The 1,286-nt window shown below is 41.0% G+C and carries 1 protein-coding gene; it reads left to right on the top strand.

Going from position 1 to position 1,286, the window contains the following annotated elements; genetic code table 11:
• Positions 1-282: 282 nt before the first annotated feature.
• A partial coding sequence (locus QVO88_RS08485) for a hypothetical protein (RefSeq protein WP_288177923.1) occupies positions 283-1,286 on the top strand: 1,004 nt, incomplete at its 3' end.

Genomic DNA, 1,286 nt, shown 5'->3' on the forward strand with positions numbered 1-1,286 from the left:
TGAACTTTATCGCAAAGTAAAAGGACACATTGATGTTCTATATGACAGAATAGGCAAAGACCAAGCACATATAGTTGTGTATCAGCAATGGCATGGTGACGGCTCAGCTATCAACAGTGACGGCAAGCCTGCATGGGAAATATACCTCCTTTACTGATATATAAATAAAACTGAATAGAGTTTAAAAGCAATTCGATTTTCTTTCGGGTTGCTTTTTTTATTGCCCGAAAATCAAGCCTTATGGCTTTTTAGATAGATAAAAAATTTTTAGGAGGAAAACAAATGAAAAAGAAAAGTCTTTTCAAACGTCTTAGCAGTGTTGCACTCGCATTTCTGCTCAGCTTGTCGGCTCTTACACAAGGCATAACAGCCAGTGCGTTCTCCGACAAAAACCAAGCCACACAGCAGTGGCTGTCAACATGGAGCTATGATTTCCGTGGTTCAGGTCTGCCAAATGGCTATGATATTGAAACAGGGAAATACAATGACACTCACTTCACTGGATACTTTGCGTCAGAAGTGCCGTATTTCACAACATCTGATAACAACTACGCTTACTGCATTAACTTTGATAAGCTGCATAATAGCGGAACAGTTTCAAAGCAGCAGACACTTAATGATTACATGAAAAACGGTCATATTCCTGATGATATGCAGTATCAGATAAAAGAGTTCTGTATTTACAGTTACAAAGGCAAAACTCAGTACGGCTATTCTAAGGACACCGAACTGTGTGCGTCAAGTGTTATGTCACAGGCGGTTTCTGCACGTTTTTTTGATGAAAGCACAACAGGACTTTCAAGCAATGAAACAAAGCTTCTCAACGCCTACAGCTACAACGGCAGCAACGCAAGCAGTCATCACAATGACCTTGTCGATTGCTACAAAAAGATGAAGTCTGAAATGCTTTCGCACTACAATATTCCTAGTGGTACGTCAAAGGCTTCTTACGGCAAGCCACTTGACAAAGCTTCATATCCTGCAAAATATGATGTCAAGACAGGCAAGTGGACAGCAAAGCTCAAGCTTGACAGCCTTTCACAGTTCAGCGTTTCAAAGCCGAACTCAGTGACTGTTACACACTCAGGCTCAAATATGACTATCACAGCAGACAATGAGAAAGATCTGAAAAACGTTGTTTTCACGCTCACAAAGACAAAGGGCAAGTATGTTGAACACATAGACGAGTGTTCACCTCTTATCCTTTCGGGCGGCTCAGACGTTCAGGAAATGGTGGTTTCCTGCTATGAGGATAAAGACCCTGTTAAGGCTTATCTGAAAATAAT

Origin of the sequence: Ruminococcus sp. CAG:57, from assembly GCF_000435935.1 — a bacterium.
Taxonomy (GTDB): domain Bacteria; phylum Bacillota; class Clostridia; order Oscillospirales; family Ruminococcaceae; genus Hominimerdicola; species Hominimerdicola aceti.